Origin of the sequence: Aestuariibacter sp. GS-14, assembly GCF_006494365.1 — a bacterium.
In the GTDB taxonomy this organism is placed as follows: domain Bacteria; phylum Pseudomonadota; class Gammaproteobacteria; order Enterobacterales; family Alteromonadaceae; genus Alteromonas; species Alteromonas mangrovi.
In genome coordinates this window covers 74,557-96,335 of sequence record NZ_VHIP01000017.1, presented here as the reverse complement: position 1 = coordinate 96,335, position 21,779 = coordinate 74,557, and the positions used below count along the sequence as shown (strand labels likewise).

Here is a 21,779-nt window from a genome sequence, read left to right as displayed (position 1 = left end):
TAAAAGATGACGGATCCCTTTCATAAACATATAAGATGCGAGCCTTACCAACACAGTTTACGGGTAGTATTTGAGTTTGTGTCAATCAAATTACCATACACATTGGTCTCTCGCTGGATAGACCTCTATGCGATTGTGTTATCTGATCTCCACCGCAAGTGAATCTGCAATGTTTGGCGCGGTGCGAGGCGATTTGCCGGCCTTTTTAAGCGGCGGGCAAAGGTGGTCATTGTTGTAATACACAATGCATTCCAGGCACTGCACGCACTCGTTGTAATCCACCTTTCCTTGTGGCGTGATCGCCTTGATGTCGCACTTGTGGTAACACATGGTGCAGGGTTTACCGCATTCTTTGCGGCGGGTGAGCCATTCGAACTTATGAAAGTAACCGAGTATCGCTAACCCTGCACCCAGCGGGCATACGTACCGGCAATAAAACTTATTGATAAACAGCCCGGCGGCGAGCAACGCAACGGTGTACAACACAAACGGCCAGTAGCGCACAAAATGTAACGTAATAGCGGTTTTAAAGGGCTCTACCTCAGACAATACCTCGGCGTCTGACAGCGATAGATAAGACACAATCACCAGTCCGCCCAGAATGGCGTATTTGATCCACCATAATTTGCGGTGCACAGAAAACGGTATTTTGCGCTGCCGGATACGGAATTTTTTCGCCACCCAGCCCACCATTTCCTGTAAGGCACCGAATGGGCAAAGCCAGCCACAAAATATCCCCCTGCCCACAATGAACAGGCTAACGAACACATAGCTCCATAAAATGAACAGCACCGGATCCATCAGGTAAACCTGCAAATCGAAGCCGGATTTTACACTTTGCAGAATAGGGTAAATATTTACTACCGACAGTTGGCCCTGGGCATACCAGCCAATGAAGATCAGGGTGTAAAACATAAAGCTCCAGCGCACCCATCGAAAGCAATTTTCATTGGCGGATAGCTTGTGTTGCAGCGCAAAAATAGCGGTTACTGCAATCAGGCTGAGTACCAGTACAGTGATCACTGGCCAGCGCATTTTCCATACCCTTATCCAGGCCGGTTCAGGTGTATATTCATCAACCGGTGCTGCGATATCAAATAAGTCAGTGGGCACAGCATAAGTATGCGTAAGCTGTAATTGCTGACTGATTAAATGGTTTTTGGCAATGTCGATGTTCAGGCTTAGCTGCATGGGTAAGCTGGGGTTGAACCCCGACTGGGTATTCACCGCGAATATCTGCAGGTTGCTGGTGGCCTCTAGACCACCGGCAAGTTGCTGTGGTTCAAAGCTGTAAAAATTCAGGTCACGCATGCCAAAAGGCAAGTCATTTTGCAGCAGGCTAACGCGAGTGGGTACGGTGCCGGGCTTAAACTCTGGTTCAAGGTAGCTGAAAAAGCCCGACGACATCACCATGAAGGCTTGTTCGTTAGGTTTTAACATTGCTTGTAGCCGGGTAAAGTCGGCCTCGCCCAGCAGGTTTTTACCAATTAATGGGCTGTTTAAATAGGCAAAGTACACGTTAAAGGTATCGCCGTCCTGCGAGTAAAACGTACCATCAGGGTAGTCGTCCAGGCTTGCCCCTAATTCGCTTTCAAAGGTGTTTTGACTGATTTCCCAGTGCTGCAGTAAGCCGCGCGCAATCAGGTCGTGAGTATCAAGTGGCTCAAATGTATCCGCTTTCGCTTTAGCGGCCGGGGCACTGGCAAAGCCGGTGAGTTTGTTACGGGCTACCTGTAATGCTGAAAGCAATACGGTATCGCTTATCACAATTACCGACACAGTGGCTTTGGTTACGCCATCAACGTGCACGGTGTTGTCGTTGGGATTTGTGTCATTGGCGGCGCTATCAACAATAACCCGCTTAGACACATTCTGTCCGATATACTGATCTATAAAGCGGTTCATTGGCTCGGGGCCTAAACCGTGTAAAAAAATGGGTTCGTGATGATGGAGTACGTCAATACCAACAATATTGCCTTGCACGTCCATGCCAATAAGCAGGTTAATGCGGTCGCCGGAGAAGCCGGGGAATTCTACTAAATCATTGCTTTCGAAGGCGTAACCCAATAATTCCTGTAGCTGATAAACCGGGTAAACGGGGAAGTCTTCGGCTTTGTTGCCAATCACGGTGGCCTTGGGAAACAAGCGCTGAATCTGCTCAGGGCTTATGGTGTCACTGGCCCGGCAGTCCAACACAATAAAGACACTATTGAGAAAAATAACACAGACAATCAGAACAAACCGTTTCATCTGACTCCCTCAACACACTGAAAAAGGGGTGAATGTACAACTACACACATCCACCCCCGAGGAGAGAAAAAACGCGACGAAATGGTGGGACTTTAAACAGTTCGTCGCGTGGCCTCTTAGCTACGAGGCAATTTGAACGTCCAGACAGTACCGCCTTGGTTAATGTCTTTGACTTTCTTGGCAACTTCACCACCCCACAACGGAACGGCACCACCCCATCCAGACACGATGCTCAGGTATTGCTCACCGTCTTGTTCCCAAGTGATCGGAGAACCTACGATGCCAGAGCCAGTGTTGAACTTGTACACGATCTCACCGGTTTTCGCGTTGAAGCCGTACAGGTAGCCTTCAGGTGTACCGGTAAATACCAGGTTACCCGCAGTGGCTAACACACCACCCCAAAGTGGCGCATTGTTTTTGAATTCCCAAACCACTTCACCTGTTTTCGGATCAACCGCTTTCAGTGAACCAATGTGGTCGTAAATAGGTTTGATAGTGAAACCAGAACCTAAGTATGCCGCACCTTTTTTGTAGTTAACCGGCTCGTTCCAGATGTCCATGCCCCATTCGTTTGAAGGAACATAGAACAAACCTGTGTCCTGGCTAAACGCCATAGGCATCCAGTTTTTGCCGCCTAAGAACGAAGGTACAGCCCATACGGTTTTACCTTTTTTGCCATCTTCGCTATCTGATGGGTTACCCGGACGCATTGCGTCGTCGTAAATTGGACGGCCGTTTTTATCCAGGCCTTTCGCCCAGGTAATGCCACTTACGAATGGGAAGCCGCGAATAAATTCGCCGTTTTCACGGTTCAGTACGTAGAAGAAGCCGTTGCGGTCAGCGGTAGCCGCTGCTTTAACTGTTTTGCTGCCGTCTTTGTAATCAAACGCGATAAGTTCGTTAACGCCGTCGAAATCCCAACCATCGTGTGGCGTAGTCTGGAAGTGCCAAACGATCTTGCCGGTGTCAGGGTCGATAGCCAGGCGTGAAGATGAGTACAGGTTGTCTCCAGGACGCAAGTGAGAGTTCCACGGAGCGGGGTTACCTGTGCCCATGAAGATCAGATCCTGATCCGGGTCGTAAGTACCGCCTAACCAGGTTGCTGCTCCACCTGTTTTCCACAGGTCACCAGTCCAGGTTTTGTTAGCTTCGCCACCGGTAATACCGTTGTCTTTGCCATTAAGTGTACCCATGTGGCCTTCCACCGTTGGGCGGCTCCACACCAGTTCACCTGTTTTCGCATCGCGGGCTTCAACTTTACCCACAATACCGAATTCACCACCAGAGATACCGGTAACCACCATGCCTTTCACGATCATAGGTGCGGCGGTGAAAGAGTAACCTGCTTTGTAGTCACCCATTTTCTTACGCCAAACCACTTTACCGGTTTTTTGATCAAGTGCTACCAGAATGGCATCCAGCGTACCGAAGATAACCAGGTCGTCGTATATTGCTGCGCCACGGTTAATTACGTCACAGCAAGGCATAATGCCGTCGGGTAAACGCGCTTCGTATTGCCACAGTTCCTCACCGCTTGCTACATCGATAGCATAAATACGCGAATAAGACGCGGTAACATACATTACGCCATCTTTAACCAGGGGTTGTGATTCCTGACCACGTTGCTTTTCGCCACCGAATGAAAACGCCCATACCGGGTGCATTTTCTTCACGTTTTGGGTGTTCAAATTGTCCAGTGGACTAAAACGCTGACCGCGCGGTCCTAAACCATAGGTCACAACGTCATTGGTGGTGGCCTGATCGTTCAGGATGTCTTTGTCAGTCACGCCCGCTTGTGCGACGCCAGACAATGCCCCTAAAGACAGTGTCAGACAGAACGCAGAGCTTAATAAGTGACCTGAAACTCTTCTACTTTTCATCAGATTTCTCCAGTGTTTCAACGGGTACTCAGGGCTTGTATTACCCCTTGTTCACAACGAGCGCGAATTGAATTTGTTCAGCATGCGACAGGTTGAGTATTGTTGTTAACCTTGTCTTGTGGTGTAGGACTAACAGCCAACTCAACCACAAAAGGTGTCAGAATCAGTATCTGTCATCAATTTGTTAACAACCATTAAACCTTGGATTATCATTTTTAGTCCGATGGTAGTACTACTTAGCTGAGAAGCACTATTTATCTGGGCTTTGGGCATGCGTAAATGTATTGTTTAAAGCAAAAAACAATGTGGTTATGCTGGGTTTATCTCAAGTTGAACTAAGCAAGTGGGGGCAGTTGTTAACAAATGTTTGCTAAGAATTGGGGATATGCTGAAAATCGAACAAAAGACTAAATAAGCAGTTCTGCAATATGCTATGCATGAGGCTAAGCGAGAGGCTATGCGAGAGCCTATGCGAGAGACTGAGCAGGAGGCAAAACAAGGCGTAGGTTGCGATTACTCAGTCCGGAAATAGTCTGGTATGTCGTAGCTTAAACCGTATTGCAAATACAGCTTTTCCATTTCGCCGTTTTTAACCATTGGCTCAATAATACTTTCAATAGTATAAGCCAGTTCACGGTAGTCCTGTTTTACGGCCATGCCGATATCCCAGGATTTAATGCTCATGGCGGCCAGCCCATCGGCGCTGATGTCGTATCGTTCTGTGAGCGGACCCATGCCCCATTGGAGCTGAGCTTTCATACCCGCCACCGCAGCTACGTCACCGGCCTTTAACTTATCAATGCCCGCAAACACAGAGTCCACGTGTACCAGTTTGTCGCGCAGGCGGCCACCAATGGTTGCGCCTAAAAAGAAACTTGGCAGTGAATCCAGTTCTACAGCGATCTTTTCGTATTGGAAAATCGCCAGTGTTCGAATGTCATTGGTTTTTTCATGATCCCGTAACAGCGCCCAGTTTTCCTGCTGATAAGGCGAGAACATCACCACCATTTCGTTTTTGGGTAATCCGTAGCCGTCTATTGCATAGGCAAATCGTCGGTCGTAAGGCACGCGAAGCATAACATCGGCTTTTTGGCGCGTAATGATATGGCCCTTCCAAATGGCATTGCGTAAATCGTCTTCCAGGTTTTCGTCGGCATTAAGCCACAGCCATTCAACGTTTACGTCCAGCGCTTTGGCAATGTGTTTGCCAACATCAATGTCTACGCCCGCAGGTTCGCCATCTTTTAAAAAGGAATAGGGTTGGAAGTCGTTGTAGACAGCAATGGTGATCTGGCCTGACTCTATTATATCTTCGTAGCTTCGGGCGTTTGCGTAGCTGCTGAGCGCAACGCAAATCAGGAACAGAATTCGTATTACCATTACTGCCTCAACGTCGGTGTGTTAATACAACTTACTCGGGTGTACCACGAGTTTCAATGTAAGACTTAATTGCCCACATTGCTTCCTGACTCAGGATGCCTTCGAACGGAGGCATGTAAACCCGGCCATCTACTACCGCGCCATTACGGATGCGTGTCATAAACCAATCGTCCGCTTCTTCCTGGCTGAAAAATTCGTTTTCATCGTTCAGTTTACGCAGATCTGGTGTAATACCACCAGAAATCACTTCCAAACCGTGGCAACGCGCGCAGTTCTGGTTGTAAGCCGAGTCACCGATTTTAATTGCTGTTGCATTTCCGGTGTATGGGTTAGTAGCCAGCCACTCATCGCCCAACTGGGGTAGTGCACTGGTGTCTACTGCCTGTGGCGTCACGTCACCGTGAGCCAGCGCATGGGCAGATGTTAATGCCATTGAGGCAATCATCGCGCTGCGCATAAAGGTTAAATACTTCTTCATTATGTTTCTCCAAAAGCTGCCTGTGAGAATGCTTTTTTTCGCTGTAAAAACGCCCTCGCTTTTTATTCTTCCGCTACTACAACAAAGCACACCGTGAAAGTTAGGAGATATGCACTAAGCTTCCAATTGTACTTAGGTAGTAAACCTTTCATCCTTTTTGCTCATTTCATCCGGGCATGATCATGCTCTACTATTGCACCATAACGTTAATAAATGGTTTTGTTTTTGAACATAAAAAATCCGGCTTATTACAATATTTACACAGCTTTAACGTGGTTTTGGCGGCATATCGGCATCACTACAAAAGGGCTGTGCTGGCTATTTTTGTGGCAACAAAGTGCCCAGGCGGCTGTTCAAAATATCAACATTTTGTATGTGCAGCAGCGCCAGGATGTGTCAGCCGAACCCCTGTTGCTTAAGCAAGCGGCTAGCAACAAAACGCTGGCAGGTGCAACACTGGCTATTGACGATAGCAACACCACTGGCCGGTTTTTAAAACAGCACTATCAGTTAACGGTAGTAGAAGGTAGCAATACTGGTGAGTTGATAAGCCAACTGAATGCCTTGTTTGCGGCGCAGGATGCCCCGGTCGCAGTATTGGTTGATGTGCCGGAAAGTGAATTTAGTGCCATCAGCAACGCTGTGTTAAGCCATGGTGCGCTGGTAATGAATGTGAGTAATCGCGACGATGCACTTAGACAGTCTCAGTGCAGGGCCAGGCTGCTGCATACTGTGCCAAGTCGCGCCATGTTGGCCGATGCGATGACGCAGTATCTCATGTCGCGCCGTTGGCGTGAGTGGTTTGTGGTGGCAGGCAATACCAAAGATGATCAGGCGTATTTGAGCGCTTTACAGCGCGCAGCAAAACGCTTTGGAGCCAAAATTGTTGAACAGAAGAACTGGTCATTCGACACCGATTTACGCCGCGTGGCGCAACAGGAGATTCCGTTGTTTACCCAGCACGACGACTATGATGTGGTGGTGGTAGCCGATGAACAGCACGCGTTCGACAAGTACTTTCCGGGTAATACCTGGTTACCCCGGCCTGTTGTTGGTACAGAAGGGTTAGTGCCGACAGGCTGGCACTGGACGTTGGAACAGTGGGGCGCAACACAATTGCAGAATCGGTTTTACAGCCAGTTTGCCCGTGAAATGACCGAGTCTGACTATGCTGCCTGGCTGGCAGTTCGCGCGATCAGCGAGGCGGTCACCAGAACTAAGTCGGTTGCACCCGGTGCACTATACGACTACCTGATCAGTGATGGTTTTGAATTAGCCGCCTTTAAAGGGCGAAAACTGAGTTTTAGGGCGTGGAGTGGTCAGCTAAGGCAGCCCATTCCTCTGGTGCATCCGAATGGACTCACGGCACTGTTACCGCTGGATGGCTATATGCATCCGGTTACCGATTTAGACACACTGGGGTTCGACAAACCCGAAGTGCGTTGCAACATGGCGAAGTAGTATGAATCTGTGCAATGTAACCCATTTAACCAAACTGTCGCTGGTCAGCCTGTTGATGCTGCCATTATCGGTACTGGCCGATACAGCGTATGTATCGAATGAGAAAAGCGATACGTTAACCGTAATTGATACTAACACGCTGGAAGTAATCAATACCGTAGATGTGGGCATGCGCCCCAGAGGCATTATTTTCAGCCAGGATTATAAGTATCTGTATATCTGTGCCAGCGAATCAGACGCTGTGCAGGTAATGGATGTAGCCACTAACCGCATATTACACAACCTGCCGTCAGGCGAGGATCCAGAGCAATTCGCCCTGCACCCCAACAACCGCCATCTATACATCGCCAATGAAGATAGCGCGGTAGTAACGGTAGTGGATACCGAGTCTCGAACCGTTATTGCGCAGATTGATGTGGGCATTGAGCCAGAGGGTATGGCGGTGAGCCCGGATGGTAAGTGGGTGATTAATACCTCTGAAACCACCAATATGCTGCACTGGATTGATACCAGTACCCACGAGCTGGCAGATAATACGTTGGTAGACCAGCGGCCGCGTCATGTGGAATTTAGCAAAGAGGGTAGCCTGGTATGGGCGTCTGCGGAAATTGGAGGCACGGTTGCTGTTATTGACACGGCAACCCGGTCGATTAATCACACCATTCGCTTTGCTATTCCCGGCGTACACCGCGACAAAATTCAACCGGTAGGCATAAAGCTTACCGACGACGGTAAATATGCCTTTATCGCCCTTGGCCCTGCCAACCATGTGGCGGTAGTCAACGCCAACACTTATGAGGTACTGGATTACTTACTGGTTGGTCGTCGCGTATGGCAGTTGGCCTTTGCCGACAATCAGTCTAAGCTGCTCACTACCAATGGAGTAAGCGGCGATGTGTCGGTGATAGACGTAAACAAACTCAAAGTAGTGAAAACCATAAAAGCCGGGCGTTATCCCTGGGGTGTGGTAGTAAAACCATGAGTGAAGCGGTGCTGGAAATTCATCAGCTTGGCTTTCAATACGGTAACAAACCGGTGTTGAGTGATGTGTCGGTATCACTGCAACCGGGAAAGTATTATGCGTTGCTTGGGCCGAACGGTGCGGGCAAAAGTACGCTGTTTTCGCTGATTTGCCAGTTGCTGCGCCCGGTAAGTGGGTCGTTACATCTGATGGGAAAAGACACCCAGCAACATACCCGTTATGCGTTAAAGCAATTGGGTATTGTATTCCAGCAGCCCACCCTGGATCTTGACTTAACGGTTGAGCAAAATCTACGCTATCACGCCAGTTTACAAGGTATGCCGGGAAAGCTCACCCGCCAGCGAATTCAGGAAGAACTGACTCGCTTTGACCTGGCCAACCGGCAGAAAGACAAAGTACGCGCGTTAAATGGCGGCCATCGTCGCCGCGTTGAAATTGCCCGGGCATTGCTGCACAAACCCAGGTTGCTGCTGCTCGATGAAGCCACTGTAGGGCTCGACCAGAATACCCGCGATGCCATGAATGCGCATTTGCGCGAGTTGTGTAGCCATGAGGGGATTACCATTTTGTCGTCGACGCATTTGATCGACGAAGTGAAGCCAAACGATGAGTTAATTGTGTTGTTGAATGGACAGGTTAAGCTTCAGCAGCGGTGTCAAGAAGCCATGGCATCACTGGGCGTTGATTCGGTGCAGCAACTCTATCGTCAAATGCACATCGGTGGAGAGCAATAATGGTGTACTTCACCTGTTTTCTGGGGATTTTAACCCGCGAATTACTGCGTTTCTGGCAGCAGCGTTCGCGGTTGTTGAGTGCATTAGTTCGGCCACTGTTGTGGCTGGTGGTATTTGCGGCGGGGTTTCGCGCGGCATTAGGGGTAGCGATTATACCGCCCTACGAAACCTACATAACCTATGAAGTGTATATCATGCCGGGACTTGCCGGTGTGATCATGTTATTCAATGGTATGCAAAGCTCGCTATCGATGGTGTACGACCGCGAAATGGGCAGTATGAAAGTGCTGCTTACCAGCCCCATGCCCAGATCATATTTACTGGTATGCAAACTGATGGCAGGTGCGTTAATTTCTACGCTTCAGGTGTATGCCTTTTTTGTGATTGCCTGGCTGCTGGATGTGCAGGCTGAGCCAGCGGGTTATGTGCTGGTGTTACCAGCGTTACTGCTTACGGCTTTGATGCTGGGCGCGCTGGGATTGTTACTGTCATCGTTTATTAAGCAACTTGAGAATTTTGCCGGAGTGATGAATTTTGTGGTGTTTCCCATGTTTTTCCTCTCTTCGGCACTGTACCCATTGTGGAAAATGCAGGAGTCGAGTGAATGGCTTTATCAGCTATGTCTGTTCAATCCGTTTACTCATGCAGTGGAGTTAATACGCTTTGCCATGTACAGCCAGTTTAACGTTCAGGCGTTAGCAGTAACCTTGGGTTGTACTCTGGCGTTCACAGGACTGGCAATTTGGGGCTACGACCCCAAGCGTGGCATGGTACGCCGCAAAGCAGGTGGCTGAGGCCGCGCACACGGGTGTGGCAGATTCGCGAAACAGGTCCACATCCATTAATATAACTAAATAATAATTAAGCAGGGCGAAAAACATGGTAGAAATATTAGTTGCAGATGACCATCCCTTGTTCCAGTACGCCATCACGGATTTCGTGGAGCGTAATATTCCTGATACCAAAACGATCAGTTGTACCGATCTGGAAGAGGCGCTTAATACTGCCGAAGAAAATCCTGATATTGATTTGGTTTTACTCGACCTGAATATGCCGGGTATGGACGGCCTCAACGGCATTGTGCGTTTTCGCAATCAGTATCCGGAAATTCCCATTGTGATTGTGTCTGCCGAAGAAGACAAAAACGTGGTACTACAAGCGTTTACCTACGGTGCGGTAGGCTTTATTACCAAGTCGTCCAGTTGCGAGCAAATCGTGGCCGCACTGCAACAAGTGTTGTCTGGCCAGGTATACCTGCCACCCGATATTATCCGTAAAGGTGGTACCAGTAAAACGCGCGATGATCACGCTTCTCAGCAAATCGATCCAAAACTGATTGGGGCGTTAACAAGACGCCAGTTGCTGGTGTTTGAGTGCATTGCAAAGGGCAAGTCCAACAAGCAGATTGCCTACGAGCTTAATATTGCCGAAACCACAGTGAAGGCCCATGTGTCTGCCATTTTGACCAAGCTGAACGTACACAACCGCATTCAGGCCGCCCTATGTGCTGCCAGTATCGACTTTAATCAGTATTTAATGCGCAACTAAACGCATTTGCTTTGGGGCAACACGTAAGCCGAGCGGGTAGTGCCACTATCCGCTCTGTCTGCTCCAGCCTAAGTTTAACGCGATCCCCATCCCCCTTTTGTAGTCTTAAGCTTTCGGTGTATAACTAATCCTAGCTATTGTGCTGATGGTAATTGCCGGGAGAAGTGTAGTGATTTCGCGATTGCCCAAGTGGGTTGAATCAGGCGCGTTTGTGCTTGCATTGATTGCAGGTTATGTGAATGCGGTGGGATTGTTGGGCTTTGAGCATCAGCCTGTGTCACATGTCTCCGGTACTGCAACGCAGGTGGGTGTGGGGCTACTCAACGCTAGTATGCAACAAACGCTGAATCTGATCAGTGTGCTGGTTGCATTTCTTGGGGGGGCTGCAGTGTCGGGCTACTTGCTGCACGATTCCACCTTAAAACTCGGCCGGCACTACGACACCGCGTTATATTGCGAAGCTGGGCTGCTGATCATAGGTGCCTGGCTCCTTTTATCGCATTCTTTTTACGGCCATTTGTTTGCGTCAGCCGCCTGCGGATTACAAAATGCCCTGGCTACCAAATACAGTGGTGCGGTGATCCGCACTACCCACCTCACCGGCATATTTACCGATTTGGGTATCATGCTGGGCTCTGCTATTCGCGGTGAGGCATTCGATAAACGCAAGGCCCGACTGTTCTTATGTATTATTGTTGGGTTTATAGTGGGCGGTACGTGTGGGGCATGGTATTTCCGGATGTGGCTGTTTTACGCGTTGTTTGTGCCAGCCGGCATGTGTATTGTACTTGCTCTGGTATATCGCCATTACGTGAACAAGCAAGCCAGTGGTATAAAAAATACGGCGTAGTTGGTTAGGCGCTAATAATCGTTCACTTTGCACATTGTAATAAGGACATAACCCTATGACACAAGAGAAGTTGTCACTGGAGTGGCAAACACTGCAGAATCAGTTCGACAGTTACGAAAAATACAGTCTGATGATAAAACTGTCGGCCGTGTTGCTTACTGCAATTGCCCTGCTTACGCAGTTGCCCACTTTGATTGCGATGGCGTTAATTGGCGTGTTATGGCTTCAGGATGGTATTTGGAAAACCTTTCAGGGGCGTTTTGAGCAGCGTTTGCTGGCTATTGAAGCTGAGATCCGCGCGTTGGGTGCTACCACTGATTGCCAGTTTAATTCGGCATATTTAGCTCAGGCTAATTCAGGTGGCGCGCTGATCGCTGAATATGTGAAGCAATCATTGCGACCTACCGTGATGTACCCTTATGTGGCACTGGAAGCATTGATTATCGTGGCTGCTTTACTGATTGGATAACAGGTTAGACAGCGCCAGTTTCATTTTGTGAGGCTTAACGGGTTTATTCAGCAGCGAATAACCCTGCTCGCGTACCTGTTGGCGTAGTTCATTGGTGTAATTGGCGGTGATCATGATCACTGGTGGATGCGGTTGTAAATGTTCGCGGGTAATCGCCAGTGCGTCAAAACCGGTATCGCCGTCGTCCAGATGGTAGTCGGCAATAATCAGTTGCGGGTCCAGCTCCGCCAAAAACTCCGGATCGTTGAGTTCTTCCAGTGTCTGCACTGAGGTTACATTACAATGCCAGCTGCCCAGCACGGTTTCCATGCCTTTGCAGATCTCTTCATCATTATCGATTAACAGGATACGCGCCCCTTCAAGCTTGTCGTTAAAGCGGTCAATCAATGGCGCGGGTGTCGGTTTGGCTGGCTGATTGGTAGTATCGGCATAGGGAAGGGTAAGACTAAAACTTGAGCCTCTGCCTTCCACAGAACGCACCGAAATCGCCAGGCCCATCACACTGGCTAGCCGCTCAACGATTGCCAGACCGAGCCCAAGCCCTTTGTCGTGACGGCGTTTTTTGGCATCCAGGCGGTTAAATTCGCGGAAAATCTCAGAAAGTTTGTCGTGAGGAATGCCAATACCGGTATCGATAACCTGAATTTGCACGCCCTGTTTGCGCCGACGAACACCCAGCAATATACCGCCTTCATTGGTGTAACGCAGCGCATTGCTCAACAGATTACGCAGGATACGGGCCAATAGGTAGTTGTCGGAATGCACCAGTTTTTGAGTGGTTTTTACTTTAAACTTCAACCCTTTGGATTTTGCCTGTGGCGCAAATTCCGCTGCCATGTTGCTAATGAGGTCGTCGATTTCAAAATCGTCCAGCACGGGCTCAATCAAGCCCGCTTCCAGCTTGGAAATATCTACCAGGGCGCTTATCAGCGACTCCAGATTTTCCAGCGAATAGCTCAGTGATGTCATGAGCTTCTGGGCTTCGTCGCTCAGCGATAAATCGTTTAACGCATCGGCAAACAACCTGGCTGAATTCATTGGCTGGAGTAAGTCGTGGCTGGTGGCTGCAAGGAAGCGCGATTTGGATTCGTTCGCTTTGTCTGCTTCGCGTTTAGCTTCCAGTAATTTTACTTCGGCCAACTGACGGTCTTCAATTTCGTTGCGCAACTGCAGGTTTATTTCGGAAATCTTCTTGGTACGTTGGTTAACCCGCTGCTCCATGTAGTCGTAGGCGTGTTTCAGCGCGCGTGCGGTGCGTCGCTGTTCGGTTACATCCTGCTCAAGAGCGAAAAAACCAATTACATTGCGCTGTTCATCGAAGTGGGGAATATAGGTTTTATTCGAGATCCGCACGTTGTCGGGGTCCCGGCTGTGTTCAATTTCAAAGTTAACAGCCTGACCAAGCATAGCGCGGGCAATGTGTATCGACAGTGTGTTGTATTCTTTTTCACCGAGTACGTCACTCAGGTGATGATTAATAATGTCTTTGCGCGACCGGTTAAACCACTTTTCAAATTCGCGGTTTACGAACTCATAGCAGTGATCTTTGTTAACGTAGGAGATGAGCGCTGGCATGGCATCGGTTATTAGGCGAATGCGCTGTTCACTTTCTTTCAATGCTTGCTGGCTGCGGCTTCGCTCAGTGATATCGGCAAAGGTAAACAACATGCCGCCAGACGAAATAAGGCTTCGTCGGTTGAGTAATACCAGGTCATCTGCCAGTACAGTTTCTACTTCCACAAAGGGGGTGTCGTGTGCCTGATCTAACGTGAGGGCCCGATACAGAGTTTGCGCCGCGGGTGTTTGCGACATCAGTGCGGCAAAGTCTTCACCCCGCGTAACCTTTGAGTCGGGCAGGCCAATAAACGTTAAAAACTGCTGGTTCCAGGTTTCCAGTTCGCCGTTAGCGTTAATCAGAACCACGCCCTGTGACATGTTTTCCAGGGTCGCTTTCAGCAGTTCTGCCTGTTCGGTCATGGCGGTTTCGTAACGCAGTTCTTCCGCCAGTTTGATTGACGTGATGTCGGTATACACCACGACCAAACCACCGTCGTGTGTAAGGCGCTCCTGCATTTGAATCCAGGTGCCATCGCGCAGTTTAAAAATGGTTTGCGTAATGGGCTCGTGATGCACACTGACTTTCTTTTGTGCCTTTGCGTCTTTGTCTACCACTACCAGCGACGCGGCGGTAATTTCCTGAAAAGTGGTGATCCCCAGTTCAAAATGAATGTTGTGCTGGCGCCAGAAGTCGGCACACCGACTGTTTACCATTACCATTTTGCGATCTGCGTCGAACAGGGCGAAGGCGTCAGAAATGCTTTCAATGGCATCGCGCAGGCGTTGCCGGTCTTGTTCTGCCTGGATTTGGCTTTTTTCTGTTTCGTATCTGGCTTGTTCCAATTCTTTATTGGATTCTTCCAGCCGATGCAGGGTTTGCTGTAAGCGGTAGGTACGTTCTTTTACCTTGTCTGCCAGCATGGCTGCGTCTTCAAAAGACTGGTATGCGTCGGAGTGATTACCCCAACCCATTTCGACACGACGCATAAGTACTTTATTGATTTTTTTGAGCTTTTCGTTCTCGTATCGAAGGCGTTCCAGCTCATCAGAGGGATTTTCGGCTTCTATAGGCGGCGGTGTAGAAGTTACATCGGCATTGACAAGTTTGCTCAAGACGCGCTCCGCAGCGGTGCTCCAATGGCTACACCGGTAAAGGTGTGATTCAGGTGTAAGCCGTTAATTTGCTCGCCGTAGGTATTAAATCCAATCATGTGGTGATCGCGATAAAGTGACGACATCGACTCACACAAATCCAACTTGTCGATTTCAGCACGTCTGTGAATACAGTCAAAACCAATCAATAAATCGATGTTACCAAGGCGCTGTTGCAGCTCCTTCAGCACCATGGCGGTATGTGCGTGCAGGCCACTCGATTGCATTCTGGTAAGTACAATCCCGGCATCGATGGCACAGAAAAAGGTCAGGCTCAGATCATCGTTAACTTGCTGGATACTGCGGATGTACAGCTGATCGCCAAGTTGTACCGCCAGCGGATTCATGGCAAACACTTCGGAAGTGAGTTCTTCCAGTTTGAGTCCATTGATTCTGCAATATTCCAATGCCGCCGGTTCGGCGTTGAATTCCTCAACAATGCGCTGACCCGGCGCTGTTTGTGTTACTACCAGCTTATCTTCTTCCGGTGCGAGGTGGTGATAACTGAACACCTCAAACTGACAATTAGTGTTAACCAGCATGAAGACGGCAGCATGGCTGTAAAAACGGCCGTTATAAAATATCTGGGTATCCACAAAGTGTTGGTCGTCACCTGCCGAGCCGCCTACCAGTGGGATATCCTGCATACTCAGATTAAGGGCGTTAATTACCAGTTCTTCGCGGATCGATAAGCCATCCAGCAAGGTAAGCCCAAAACAATGCTGCTCAATGGGACCTTCAGACACGGCCTTACCTTTGAGTTGCTCAAGCATACCGCTCACCAGTTTATCGGCATCCGCATTGGAAAACGCGGCCAGGTTTTCAATGAGTGCGGTTTCTACCGCAAAATGTTGCTTGCTGAGTGCAAAGGCGCTGATGGAGTGTTTACGGCAGCCCAGAGGCGTAATTTCACCGGCGGATGTGCAGCCAATCACGGTGATGTTGCCAAAATAACGACTGAGTTCTTTGGATAGCTGCTCAAGGGGATATCGTGTACAGCAATAAAATACAACACAGGTTGCTTCACATCCCGACAACGCTGCATAGATTTCTTTTGCCGCAATCACCGGATCGAGGCTTTCAGAGCCTGCCCTGGCCACTGCGGGGGCGTACTTTTCGGAAACAGCGTGTTGAATAGATTGAGACAGCATAAAAACTCCCTGACAAGGCTTGATTTTATCTGCTTCACAATTGATTAACAAGTTCAGCACGTTGCTTTTACCCCACCGATTGCCGGTTTGGTGGCATTTGTTTTGACTGATCGTATATCCACGTGCTCACTTGCGTTGCGATGGCCGACATATCAGGGTGATTCAGCTGGCGAGGCCGGTTTTGAGAAATGCTGATGCTGTGCAAAACCCGCATGGGAGAATGACTCACAGTCACAACTCTGTCCGCTAGCGATACTGCTTCGTTGATATCATGAGTAACCAATAACACCGAAATGGACTGCTTTTCCCATAACAATAATAAACGTTCTTTTATTTCTGCTGCCGTATGGATATCCAGAGACGAGAATGGCTCGTCGAGTAAGAGTACGTCGGGCTCAAAGGCAAATGCCCGCGCTAATGCGGCCCGCTTGAGCATGCCGCCGGAAAGGGCATTCGGATAATAGCGCTGATAGGCCGACAGCCCCACCTCGTTTAACCAGTATCTGGCGCGTTCAATACGGTCCGCTTGCTTGCCTTCCACTACCAACGCAATGTTATCTTGCAGTGTTAACCAAGGCATCAGGCGGTGCTCTTGAAACATCAGCGCTACTCGCGCAGTGTGAGCATTGTTGCCATAGCAGATTGAACCCGTATAGTCTGTATCGAGTCCTGCCATAATATTAAGTAACGTACTTTTTCCTGCTCCGGACGGGCCGGTCAGCGCTACAAATTCACCAGGCTCAATCGTGAGTGAAAACTCGCTGATCACCGGAGATTGATATTCATTAGAATACTCAGAATTCAAGTAGTGTTTTTTGTCGATGCATGCTCTGTAAACTAACGCCATTGCAATACCCTCCGCTCCCAGGGACGCAGGATGGCTGCTTCTATTGCGAAAATAATACAGGCAAATGCCAACGTATAGGCCAGTACACTGGTAATGTCGAAAAACTGGAAAAACAGCGATAGCTGAAACCCGACTCCGCTGCTGCATCCGAGCAACTCAACAACCAGCACAATCTTCCACACCAGTGCCAGACCACTGCGCGCTGCCGCTAAAAAATACGGGTACAGTTGTGGTAAATAAATGCGGGTGAGCGTGTGTAACCTGGATACACGGTATGCTCTTCCAACGGCCAATAATCGGGCGTCGATAGCGCGTGTACCTTCCCGCAAGGTGATGGCAATGTTCGGTGTTTTATTGAGTACCACGGCGGTAAGGGCGGCGAACTCGTTTAACCCAAACCAAATAAAACAAAGAATGATGGTTACCAGTGCCGGAATATTCAGTGCGAGCGTTACTATGCTGTCTAACCATAAATCGAGGTGTTTATATCGCCCCATCAGCATGCCCAGCGCACTGCCTAATAACATGGCAATAGCAAAACTGATGGCGATGCGCTTTAGGGTAACAGCTAAATGGTGCGGCAGATCACCCGATTCGATGTGTGTCCATAAGCTTTGGAGTACCGTAAGGGGGGATGGCAGCAGGTCGGGTTCAATTGCTACAACCACCAGTTGCCAAATTAACACCAGCCCTACGAGTGAACAGGCGCGAATAAAGGCAGCATAGGATTGGGTTGCCTTATTCATGTGTTGCTAACACGTTGTTTTGCCAAAATATCGATGTGGGGATGCTGTGCAATTGCCCGGTGAGTGCCTGTTCATCGTCATATTGTTTAATGACTGAAAAGAGTGTTTGCATATCCTGCCAGGTTGCTGGCCCCCATTGGGTAGGTATGCCTTCCCGATAGGCCTTTATTAACGCATTATGCGCCGCTGCAGGGTATTTTTCGGTAAAAGAACTGATGTTCTTCCATGCATCATCCTGATCATTCAGCGTTTGTCGTATCGCGTACGAACGGCTTAAAAAGGCGTTCACCAGGCTACTGTGCTGATCTCCCCACTCTCGCTTAAACAGCCAACCCAGTACCGGGATGTCGTTGTGTATACCAAAGCTACTAAGTACTTCTTGCATGGTAACCAGCGATGTAAATGCGGTGCTATCGAGCATGGCAGCGTAGTGCCAAAACGTAAGCACTGCGTCGATGTCGCCGCGCTGTACAAGCTGATTGAGCATGGGGGGCGCTGCAAACTTCACTTGGGATTGGGTGGCTATATCAAACTGATATTGCTTCAACGCAAAAGCGCGGTACAAGATCCAGTTTTTATTGGCTTTGCCGCCAGCTACACCAAGGGTTTTGCCTGCCAGAGCCCTAACGGACTGGTTGCTCAGTGTGGAAGCTGTTACCAGCGTACCCGCAGCAGTTGAGTAAGGATAAAAATAAAATTCTCGTTGATTAACGTGTTGCTGGGCGGCCCAGAGCCAGTCTCCCACAATCATGTCTACCGCATCGCCTTGCAGGGCAATGGTTAACGCTTGCGGGGAACCTAATGTCACCAGCTCAAGCTGGTAACCAACCTCTTCGGGGGTGTCTTGTCTGACAATGTCGAGTTCCCAGTTAAGGGTGCCGTAAGTGAGTACGCCAACGCGCAATACTGGCAGTGTATCAGCAGCCCGTGCTGCAGGGAGCAGTATAGAAAGTAGCAAATAAGAGATAAGAACAGTGATTCTCATACGTTCACTTCTAACCTCAAAGTAAGCATGAATCTGCAGGTGATTCGCTAACGCAGGAAAAGACCTCCGCGCGAACGCGGAGATCGTTACTTACGCCAGTAATGGCAACGCTTTTAGAAAAAGCCCAGAGGGTTGATGTCGTAGCTTGTCAGCAGGTTTTTGGTTTGCTGATAGTGGTCTAGCATCATCTTGTGGGTCTCACGGCCCACCCCTGATTTCTTATATCCACCGAATGCCGCGTGAGCCGGGTAAGCGTGGTAGCAGTTCATCCACACACGACCCGCTTCAATGCCGCGACCCATACGGTAGGCAAGGTTAGTATCACGTGTCCATACACCCGCACCTAAACCGAATTCGGTGTTGTTGGCGATGGCCAGCGCTTCTGCTTCGGTTTTAAAGGTGGTTACACCTACAACCGGGCCGAAGATTTCTTCCTGGAATACACGCATGTCGTTCGTGCCTTTCAGCAGTGTTGGTTGTACATAGAAGCCGTTGCTGAAGCCTTCTACGTGAGCAGGGCCACCGCCGATTAATACTTCTGCACCTTCTTTCTTACCAATTTCCAGGTAGCCCAGGATCTTGTCGTACTGCTCAGCAGATGCCTGCGCACCAACCTGAGTGTCGGTATCCAGTGGGTTGCCGCGTTTGATTTGCTGAGTACGGGCAATAACCAGAGAAATAAAGTCGTCGTACATATCTTCCTGGATCAGCGCGCGTGACGGACACGTACATACTTCACCCTGGTTGAAGAAGGCTAATACGGTACCTTCAACACACTTGCTCAGGAACTCGTCTTCGTGCTTCATTACGTCGCTGAAGTAAATGTTAGGAGACTTACCACCCAGTTCTACAGTTGAAGGAATGATATTCTCTGCAGCACATTTCAGAATGTGTGAACCTACTGGTGTTGATCCTGTGAACGCAATTTTCGCAATGCGCTTGCTGGTAGCCAGTGCCTGACCCGCTTCTTTACCGTAACCGTTTACTACGTTCAGTACGCCCGGTGGCAGCAGGTCGCCAATGATTTCCATTAACACCAGAATTGACGCAGGTGTTTGTTCAGCTGGCTTTAATACAACACAGTTACCGGCTGCCAGAGCGGGGGCCAGTTTCCACGCTGCCATCAGCAGTGGGAAGTTCCAGGGAATGATTTGACCCACTACACCCAGCGGCTCATGGAAGTGATACGCGATAGTGTTTTCATCAATTTCGCCGATTGAACCTTCTTGTGCACGTACACAGCCCGCGAAGTAGCGGAAGTGATCGGCCGCCAGCGGAATGTCAGCATTCAGGGTTTCACGCACTGCTTTGCCGTTATCCCAGGTTTCGGCTACTGCCAGCTTTTCGAGGTTTGCTTCGATGCGATCGGCGATTTTCAGCAGGATGTTCGAGCGTGCTGCTACGGAAGTCTTGCCCCAGGCTGCTTTGGCTTTGTGAGCGGCGTCCATCGCCAGCTCAATGTCTTCTGCTGTAGAACGAGGAATTTCACAAAATACTTCGTTGTTAACAGGTGATACGTTGCTGAAATATTGGCCTTTAACAGGTGCTACCCAGTCACCGCCAATGTAATTGCCATAACGTGGTTTAAATGTAACGACAGAGTTCTCTGTTCCAGGTGCTGCATAGATCATGTTGCTTACTCCGGTAATCAATTATAAAAGCGTTGCCAGTTTGTCGATTGCGCAGGAGGCGTTTTACCTCCTGCAACGGCATCGACGGCCGTAATGCAAAGCTGTTTTCTGGCAATCAAACAGCTTTAAAAGTTAACAATGGCACCTACTGCCAGGGTGTCTGCTTTTTCTTCACCCAAAATGCCGCTGAATTCACTGGTTGAGTACTCAACCGCAAACGTTACGTTGCTGTTGTACGAGTGGAACCACGCGGCTTGCATGCCTTCGTGACCAATGTAGTCAGCGTTTTCAATTTCGTTTTCGCCGTACGACAGTACAAAGCGGTTAGCGTCCAGCTTGTAGGAGGCTTGTAACAGGTAACCCTGGCTGTCCAGCTCGTTGTAATCGGTGTCGTACATGGTGACCTGAGCCAGGCCTAACGCTGCTTCTGTTGGGCCAAGTAAAATGCCAATGCCTTCGCCGCTGTAGCCTGATGCATGCAATGAGAAGCCGCCGAAGCCCACTTTTACGCCGTAAGAGGTACCAGTGGAGTCAACATCGCCCATAGACGATTCTGAAGACTGATTCAGGAAACCTGCCCATGCGGTAACAGAACCACCGTCAAACTCTCTGCTGTAGGTCACTTCGCCTTCAATGCGTGGAACAGACTCTTCGCGGTCGGCGGCACCGTTTACTGGTGATGGATCGATCATCGCTACTGCGACTTTCAGACCGCCGGCGAAAGTTGGAGAGGTATAACGAATCTGGGATGCCGGGAAGGGATAGGTGTAACCCGATCCGATGTTACCGAACGACACGCCCTGACCATCAACCAGTCCCAGGGTGTCATTCACGTTGCCGTAACCAAGCAGAATTTCGTCAAGAAAGATGTTGCTGCGATTGAACAGTGTAAAGTCTTTGCCAAGTAACACCTGACCCCAGTCAGCATCGATAGTTGCGTAGAACTGACGCACGTCGATACCTGTGCTGGTTACACCGCTGTTGCTGTCGTTAATGGTTACCCAAAACGAAGAACGACCGCCTACTTTTACGTCGCCAACCTGTTTGCTGAAGCTCATACCCAGCCAGTTTGGCAAAAAGCCCATTTTTACGCGTGATTGTTCGCGGTCGCCATTCGGGCCGCCATCAATCGAAGAATTAACGTAAAATGTGTTAAAAGACGCGTCTACTGACACGGTTGCTACCTCTGCATCGTCATAAATGGTCACTGCACCATTCGCTGAAGCCGCTGCAAGAGTAAGACAGGCAATGGATAGTGGTTTATACGCAAATTTCATATTTTTCATGTGTAACCCTCGTTATATTTTTTAGATTTTGCGCGGAGTAACACTTATTTCGATCCCACTGCCACTCTCATCAAACGGTAGCGATTCATTGCCGCCACTCTTTGGAATGAGTATTGTTTAGGCGGGGTAAATTGAGTACTCCACAAAGGAGCCTTTTGCGTCACACTTTAGTCGTCAATGAATGCTGGTCTAAAGGTGTACTACTAAAGTGCTGGATAAAGAGGTGGGTTTTTACCTGACTGAAAAGTGCTATTCTGAGCACCCAAAATGTCATGTGATGGCCTCTGGTATTTACCGAGTTTGTTAACATATTATGGTTTCATCGCCACCGAATCTTGCTGATTTATGAGTGTCGATTGAGCTGTGCAGAACGTCTGTGCAGACCAATTCAC

Annotated in this window: 18 protein-coding genes; 7 read left to right on the top strand and 11 right to left on the bottom strand. The window is 49.2% G+C overall.

Annotated features, from left to right (window positions below):
* Nucleotides 1-138 precede the first annotated feature (138 nt).
* From FJ444_RS19425 to pedF, 4 genes are all read right to left on the bottom strand, one after another.
* Nucleotides 139-2,250, bottom strand: coding sequence for a NosR/NirI family protein (locus tag FJ444_RS19425; protein WP_140961255.1), 2,112 nt, complete (start codon nucleotides 2,248-2,250; stop codon nucleotides 139-141).
* 116 nt (nucleotides 2,251-2,366) lie between these two features.
* Entirely contained in the window at nucleotides 2,367-4,130 is a 1,764-nt protein-coding gene (locus FJ444_RS19420) for a PQQ-dependent methanol/ethanol family dehydrogenase (RefSeq protein ID WP_140961253.1), read from the bottom strand.
* A gap of 513 nt (nucleotides 4,131-4,643) precedes the next feature.
* Complete coding sequence (locus FJ444_RS19415; RefSeq protein WP_140961251.1) at nucleotides 4,644-5,510, bottom strand: ABC transporter substrate-binding protein; 867 nt, start codon at nucleotides 5,508-5,510, stop codon at nucleotides 4,644-4,646.
* A gap of 31 nt (nucleotides 5,511-5,541) precedes the next feature.
* On the bottom strand, nucleotides 5,542-5,988 hold the full coding sequence (pedF, locus tag FJ444_RS19410; RefSeq protein WP_140961249.1) for a cytochrome c-550 PedF: 447 nt from the start codon (nucleotides 5,986-5,988) through the stop codon (nucleotides 5,542-5,544).
* A 324-nt stretch (nucleotides 5,989-6,312) separates the two neighbouring features.
* On the opposite strand from pedF, the gene FJ444_RS19405 reads away from it, so the two are divergent.
* The 7 genes from FJ444_RS19405 to FJ444_RS19375 all read left to right on the top strand — a co-directional run bounded on the left by FJ444_RS19405 (nucleotide 6,313) and on the right by FJ444_RS19375 (nucleotide 12,032).
* The gene (locus tag FJ444_RS19405; protein WP_181405239.1) at nucleotides 6,313-7,449 is read left to right on the top strand and encodes an ABC transporter substrate-binding protein; all 1,137 of its coding nucleotides are present in this window, start codon (nucleotides 6,313-6,315) and stop codon (nucleotides 7,447-7,449) included.
* A gap of 1 nt (nucleotide 7,450) precedes the next feature.
* Nucleotides 7,451-8,431, top strand: a complete 981-nt coding sequence (locus tag FJ444_RS19400) for a YVTN family beta-propeller repeat protein (protein WP_140961245.1) — start codon at nucleotides 7,451-7,453, stop codon at nucleotides 8,429-8,431.
* Nucleotides 8,428-9,165 carry an ATP-binding cassette domain-containing protein gene (locus tag FJ444_RS19395; RefSeq protein ID WP_140961243.1) on the top strand — a complete coding sequence of 246 codons (738 nt, stop codon included), beginning with the start codon at nucleotides 8,428-8,430 and terminating at the stop codon, nucleotides 9,163-9,165. The genes FJ444_RS19400 and FJ444_RS19395 overlap by 4 nt, the downstream gene beginning before the upstream one ends.
* The gene (locus tag FJ444_RS19390; protein WP_140961241.1) at nucleotides 9,165-9,959 is read left to right on the top strand and encodes an ABC transporter permease; all 795 of its coding nucleotides are present in this window, start codon (nucleotides 9,165-9,167) and stop codon (nucleotides 9,957-9,959) included. Before FJ444_RS19395 ends, FJ444_RS19390 begins: the two co-directional genes overlap by 1 nt.
* Nucleotides 9,960-10,044: 85 nt before the next feature.
* Nucleotides 10,045-10,713, top strand: coding sequence for a response regulator transcription factor (locus tag FJ444_RS19385; RefSeq protein WP_140961240.1), 669 nt, complete (start codon nucleotides 10,045-10,047; stop codon nucleotides 10,711-10,713).
* A gap of 169 nt (nucleotides 10,714-10,882) precedes the next feature.
* Nucleotides 10,883-11,563 (top strand): YoaK family protein, encoded by a 681-nt coding sequence (locus FJ444_RS19380; protein ID WP_140961238.1) that lies wholly within the window; start codon nucleotides 10,883-10,885, stop codon nucleotides 11,561-11,563.
* A 55-nt stretch (nucleotides 11,564-11,618) separates the two neighbouring features.
* Nucleotides 11,619-12,032, top strand: a complete 414-nt coding sequence (locus FJ444_RS19375; protein WP_140961236.1) for a hypothetical protein — start codon at nucleotides 11,619-11,621, stop codon at nucleotides 12,030-12,032.
* On the opposite strand, the gene FJ444_RS19370 is transcribed toward FJ444_RS19375, so the two are convergent.
* From FJ444_RS19370 to FJ444_RS19340, 7 genes are all read right to left on the bottom strand, one after another.
* On the bottom strand, nucleotides 12,018-14,702 hold the full coding sequence (locus FJ444_RS19370; RefSeq protein ID WP_140961234.1) for a NahK/ErcS family hybrid sensor histidine kinase/response regulator: 2,685 nt from the start codon (nucleotides 14,700-14,702) through the stop codon (nucleotides 12,018-12,020). The two genes, FJ444_RS19375 and FJ444_RS19370, sit on opposite strands and share 15 nt — an antisense overlap.
* Nucleotides 14,699-15,892, bottom strand: coding sequence for a nitric oxide-sensing protein NosP (gene nosP / locus FJ444_RS19365; RefSeq protein WP_140961232.1), 1,194 nt, complete (start codon nucleotides 15,890-15,892; stop codon nucleotides 14,699-14,701). Before nosP ends, FJ444_RS19370 begins: the two co-directional genes overlap by 4 nt.
* Nucleotides 15,893-15,959: 67 nt before the next feature.
* On the bottom strand, nucleotides 15,960-16,739 hold the full coding sequence (locus FJ444_RS19360) for an ABC transporter ATP-binding protein (RefSeq protein ID WP_140961230.1): 780 nt from the start codon (nucleotides 16,737-16,739) through the stop codon (nucleotides 15,960-15,962).
* Nucleotides 16,730-17,485 (bottom strand): ABC transporter permease, encoded by a 756-nt coding sequence (locus FJ444_RS19355; RefSeq protein WP_140961228.1) that lies wholly within the window; start codon nucleotides 17,483-17,485, stop codon nucleotides 16,730-16,732. The genes FJ444_RS19360 and FJ444_RS19355 overlap by 10 nt, the downstream gene beginning before the upstream one ends.
* Complete coding sequence (locus FJ444_RS19350; protein ID WP_140961226.1) at nucleotides 17,478-18,470, bottom strand: ABC transporter substrate-binding protein; 993 nt, start codon at nucleotides 18,468-18,470, stop codon at nucleotides 17,478-17,480. The genes FJ444_RS19355 and FJ444_RS19350 overlap by 8 nt, the downstream gene beginning before the upstream one ends.
* A 113-nt stretch (nucleotides 18,471-18,583) precedes the next feature.
* Entirely contained in the window at nucleotides 18,584-20,101 is a 1,518-nt protein-coding gene (locus tag FJ444_RS19345; protein WP_140961224.1) for an aldehyde dehydrogenase family protein, read from the bottom strand.
* A 125-nt stretch (nucleotides 20,102-20,226) separates the two neighbouring features.
* The gene (locus tag FJ444_RS19340; protein ID WP_219993926.1) at nucleotides 20,227-21,387 is read right to left on the bottom strand and encodes a porin; all 1,161 of its coding nucleotides are present in this window, start codon (nucleotides 21,385-21,387) and stop codon (nucleotides 20,227-20,229) included.
* Nucleotides 21,388-21,779 lie beyond the last annotated feature (392 nt).

Bases quoted from the DNA above. Each gene is read 5' to 3' on its own strand.
- FJ444_RS19385 (WP_140961240.1), top strand. From the start codon at position 10,045: ATGGTAGAAATATTAGTTGCAGATGACCATCCCTTGTTCCAGTACGCC.
- FJ444_RS19415 (WP_140961251.1), bottom strand. From the start codon at position 5,510: ATGGTAATACGAATTCTGTTCCTGATTTGCGTTGCGCTCAGCAGCTAC.
- FJ444_RS19420 (WP_140961253.1), bottom strand. From the start codon at position 4,130: ATGAAAAGTAGAAGAGTTTCAGGTCACTTATTAAGCTCTGCGTTCTGT.
- FJ444_RS19400 (WP_140961245.1), top strand. From the start codon at position 7,451: ATGAATCTGTGCAATGTAACCCATTTAACCAAACTGTCGCTGGTCAGC.
- FJ444_RS19355 (WP_140961228.1), bottom strand. From the start codon at position 17,485: ATGAATAAGGCAACCCAATCCTATGCTGCCTTTATTCGCGCCTGTTCA.
- FJ444_RS19340 (WP_219993926.1), bottom strand. From the start codon at position 21,387: ATGAAAAATATGAAATTTGCGTATAAACCACTATCCATTGCCTGTCTT.
- FJ444_RS19390 (WP_140961241.1), top strand. From the start codon at position 9,165: ATGGTGTACTTCACCTGTTTTCTGGGGATTTTAACCCGCGAATTACTG.
- FJ444_RS19360 (WP_140961230.1), bottom strand. From the start codon at position 16,739: ATGGCGTTAGTTTACAGAGCATGCATCGACAAAAAACACTACTTGAAT.
- nosP (WP_140961232.1), bottom strand. From the start codon at position 15,892: ATGCTGTCTCAATCTATTCAACACGCTGTTTCCGAAAAGTACGCCCCC.
- pedF (WP_140961249.1), bottom strand. From the start codon at position 5,988: ATGAAGAAGTATTTAACCTTTATGCGCAGCGCGATGATTGCCTCAATG.
- FJ444_RS19395 (WP_140961243.1), top strand. From the start codon at position 8,428: ATGAGTGAAGCGGTGCTGGAAATTCATCAGCTTGGCTTTCAATACGGT.
- FJ444_RS19350 (WP_140961226.1), bottom strand. From the start codon at position 18,470: ATGAGAATCACTGTTCTTATCTCTTATTTGCTACTTTCTATACTGCTC.
- FJ444_RS19425 (WP_140961255.1), bottom strand. From the start codon at position 2,250: ATGAAACGGTTTGTTCTGATTGTCTGTGTTATTTTTCTCAATAGTGTC.
- FJ444_RS19345 (WP_140961224.1), bottom strand. From the start codon at position 20,101: ATGATCTATGCAGCACCTGGAACAGAGAACTCTGTCGTTACATTTAAA.
- FJ444_RS19375 (WP_140961236.1), top strand. From the start codon at position 11,619: ATGACACAAGAGAAGTTGTCACTGGAGTGGCAAACACTGCAGAATCAG.